The organism is uncultured Clostridium sp. (assembly GCF_947039605.1).
Classification (GTDB): domain Bacteria; phylum Bacillota; class Clostridia; order Clostridiales; family Clostridiaceae; genus Sarcina.
The window spans coordinates 1-4,214 of sequence record NZ_CAMQZG010000090.1 but is presented as its reverse complement, the minus strand read 5'-3'; the positions used below and the strand labels follow the sequence as shown (position 1 = coordinate 4,214).

Below are 4,214 nucleotides of genomic sequence, written 5' to 3'. Positions count from 1 at the left end.
TAGGAACTTAATTATAACAAGGATTTACTATGAATGTTTTTTATTTTATATAATTGTAAAATTATTCAAGTATTTTCGCGCTATTATAGATTTATAGATGCTGAAATTTTGATAAGTCTAAATATAAAGTAAATTAGAATAAGCACAATAGCAATTCCAAATATCCAACCAAAGTAGCCTATGGCACTTACTATTGGATAGCTCAAATTGATATAAGTCATAGTTGTATGATTTTCACCTATAAGTTTAGATGTAGTTAGTATTTTAGTTACTGTTTGAGGACTTCCAAAGTTTGATGTTAGTAGTATATTTAAACCTTTTAAAGAAGTTGCAAGAAAGATTAAAACTTCTAAAATTCCTGTTCCAATTATAAGTTTAACATTTCTACTAAATACATATAAAATTACTAAAAGAGCTATTCCAAAGTAAATAAACATTGGAACAAATTTAAATGAGTAAGCCATGCAAGCAAGAGGTACAAGAACTAAAATTATAGCTAGTATCATATTTTTAATGTTTTTAAAGCTAAGTTTAGTGTAGATGCCTGCTATGCTAAATAAGAATAGTAATGGTAGCCAAGGCAGAACTGAAATTGATACAGGACCAAGTTCATATCCATATTGTTTACTACTTGAAGAGGATGTAAAGATATAAAATATATAGATTAAAAAAGCTACTATATAAATAGGAATAGAAAACTTCTTTAATATTTTTAATTTGACAAAGTAGCCAATAATAAAGGCAATAAGTCCCATAACAACCCAAATTAAATTTTTGAAAAAGTAAGGGTTAGTTAATGGAGTTGTATTATCTTGATAGCTAAATATACTATTAAAAGAAAAACTTCCAACTACGCCTATTGCAACAAGTACAAAGATACTTGCAAGAAGTTTATAATCAAAGGTTGACAATCCAATTTGAGATATTTTACCTTTATATCCATTTGTAATCATGACAGTTAATATTGTTTGTAAGTTTTTAAGTTGTGGCTTAGTTAAATAAAAATCACATTTTAAATCATTTAAAAATTTGTTTATTGATAAGTCTTTTGATATAATAAGCTCCTGAAACATTTGTAAATAGCTTCTTTGTTGGATTTGGTGTAGGAACTTAATTATAACAAGGAGTTGCTGCAAATGTTTTTTTGTTTTATACAACTATAAAATTATTCAAGTATTTTTGCACTATTATAGATAGATTGATTTTATGTTAAAATATAGAAGCTTTATTAGAATGGATGTAATAAGAATTAAATTATGAGATTAAAAAAATGGATAAATATATATTATTTAATTGATATTAAAAAAAGACTATAGATAATCATATTGATAAAAATATTTCTATTTTGAAACTAAAATGATTGTTTGATGTTGTAAAGGTAACTAATTGTTTAATAAAAGGCACAAATGTAAAATAAAATGTAAAATACCTTTTTATGTAAAATTACAATAGTAGAAAAAATAAGTTATACTAACTATAATAGTGCATTTTAACTTGAAAAATTTTTAGAGTTATATATAACTTATCTTAAGATATTTTAATGATTTTTAAATTTCAGTTACTGAAAGACTGTTTTTAGTTATCTTAGAGATAGTTTGTATACTTTCTAATGGGAGTGAATTTGTGAACATAGGAATTTAAATTCCAAGTTTACTATATTTTTAGGCTATAATACTCTATTAGTTTTATAGCATCTATATAATTATAATTTTCATTAGATACTGTTGCATTAAAAATAGTTTTTAAAATATAACAGCTATTAGCAAAAACAATAAAGTTATGTAACCTTTCTGATAAATCGTTTATAAAGGTTCAGTAAGTTTTATTTTACTCAGAGTTCTCTTAGCATAAATATTTACTGAATAAAGTAACGTAAGAGGATTACGTGATAGTAAATTTATTATAATTTGATATAAATGTTCCTATAGTTCTTCTATGAGACGATAAATCTTCTGATACCTGAAAGATTATATCGTTAATTTCTTTTATAATCGTGTTTGTTAAAATTTCTTGTAAGTTCTTAAAATTTGTTTATTGATAAGTCTTTTGATATAATAAATTCCTAAAATATTTATAAAAATTTCCTTTTGTTTTTGTGTGTAGGAACTTAATTAGAACAAGGGCTTTTTGTGGTTTTTTTTATTTTATACGATTTTAAAATTGTTCAAGTTCCTTCGAGCTATTATGAATACTAAGTATAATATTTATTAGCTTAGAAATAGTAGTTAAATACAGATCGGAGATATAGTTGTTATATTTGAAGTATTAGGTAATTCTGAAAAAAATCAATTAAAAGTAAGAAATTTAAAGTGCCTTCAATAGTCCAAAATGCTTTTATTTCAGAAGAAAATATAAGGAATATTCACAAATTTGATTAAATAGATTTAATTATTTAATTTGATTAAGATAAAATATGTTATTTACCTCTAATATGGTAGTTTATTTTTATTGATATCTATATTATGCCATACTGGAGAAAAATATAAAATTTAATGTTAAAAATGTTAGATAAATCAACGGTTACGGAATTCCGTAATCGATTGAGTAATTATGATGTAAGGAGGAATTTATGGTCACTAAAAATTATAGAATGAAAAGATTTAGTATTATGTTAGTTATAGCTATGTTTACTTTGCTCTTTCAGAATTTTAGTTTAGCTCTTGCAGATCCTATTGTAAGTGGAAGTACACCGGCGATAAAGGTAAGTGCAAAATTGACATCTGATAAAATTAGTGTTGATACATACACAAGTTTAGTTATAAATTATGACATACTTAATAGAAAAGAAATAAAACCGGGGGATTCAATAACTATAGATTTACCAGATATATTTAAAAATATAACTCCAGTTTATAGTCATGAACATTTCTCAAAGTGTGAGGTTAATGGAAATATAGTTAAATTAATATTTGGAAAGAATATTGATATAGGAGTTAAGGGATATTTAACTCTGCAATTAACAGGTAATTCGAATATAGAAAATCAGAGCTATCCAATAAATATAAATGCTCATGGAACGAGCACAGTAGTTAATATTGAGGGACAAAAAAATTCTGGAGAAGGTGGAGGTTCTGGGGAATCACCGGCTATGTATAAAATATTTGGTAGAGGAATATCTACAAATTATCATGGGGTTGGAATAATAACAGATAGAAATAAACCGGTACCTTATGAAGTTATGATAAATAGAGATGGCAAAAATCTTGGTCAAATGATATATAGAGATTTTATACCAGAGGGAATGGTTCTTAATCCAGAAAGTATTAATGTAGAAACAATAGATCGATACAATAATTATAAGGATGTTACACAATTATATAAGCAATCAGGGAGACTAAGATATAGTAAAAAAGACATTATGGTTATGGGAAATCCAGGAACTAGGATTTTATTAACTTATAATACATTTGTGATTAAGAATGAGCCAAGTTATGATAATAAAGCAACACTACAAGATTATTATGGAATGGTAAAAGCACATGCAACAGCAAAATTTGGAGAAGGTGCTGGGGCGATAAATGTATATAAAACGGTTAATAAAGAAGAAGTTAGTAATGATGGAGACCAACATATTCAGTATCAAATTAAATTTGATTCATATGGAACTTTTATAAAAGGAACTATAGATATTAAGGACAAGCTTGATAGTAGATTAAGTGATATAAAAGTAAGTGCAACTCCACAGCTTAATGTAGAGTATGACGCTAAAACTCATATAATGATAGCAGATAATAATTATGCAGATATATTACCTAAAACAGATGCAAGTATCACTATTGATGCAAGTATGAAAAATGTTAAAGCTGGTGATACAGTTTATAATACGGCTGTGGTTAATGGTGATAATACGAATACAGTTCATACTCAAAAAAGTCCTTATGTTGAAATAACAAAGGTTGATGCTAATAATACTAATAAAATGCTTGCAGGAGCAGTATTTAATATAATTGATTCAAGTGGTAAGATAGTGAAAACAGTTACAAGTTTAGCTGATAAAGCTGTCAAAATTGAATTACCTTATGGTAAATATGAGCTTAAAGAAATAAAAGCACCAGAGGGATATTCAATAGCAAAAGAACCCGTTAAATTTGAAGTTACAGATCAAGATAAAGTAGTAAAAGTTGTAGCTAAGGATACTTTAATGCCAACAACAGGAAATATTATCATTCACAAAACTGGTAATGATGGAAAAGTTCTAAAAGGAGCTAAGTTTA

At 26.0% G+C, this 4,214-nt stretch carries 2 protein-coding genes; one reads left to right on the top strand and one right to left on the bottom strand.

Annotated features, from left to right (window positions below):
* Positions 1 to 83: 83 nt before the first annotated feature.
* A complete protein-coding gene (locus Q0V24_RS16920) occupies positions 84 to 1,073 on the bottom strand; it encodes a hypothetical protein (protein ID WP_297523326.1) in 990 nt (329 codons plus the stop codon).
* A 1,496-nt stretch (positions 1,074 to 2,569) separates the two neighbouring features.
* On the opposite strand from Q0V24_RS16920, the gene Q0V24_RS16915 reads away from it, so the two are divergent.
* The coding region (locus Q0V24_RS16915; RefSeq protein ID WP_297523324.1) for a collagen binding domain-containing protein at positions 2,570 to 4,214 on the top strand (1,645 nt) is incomplete at its 3' end.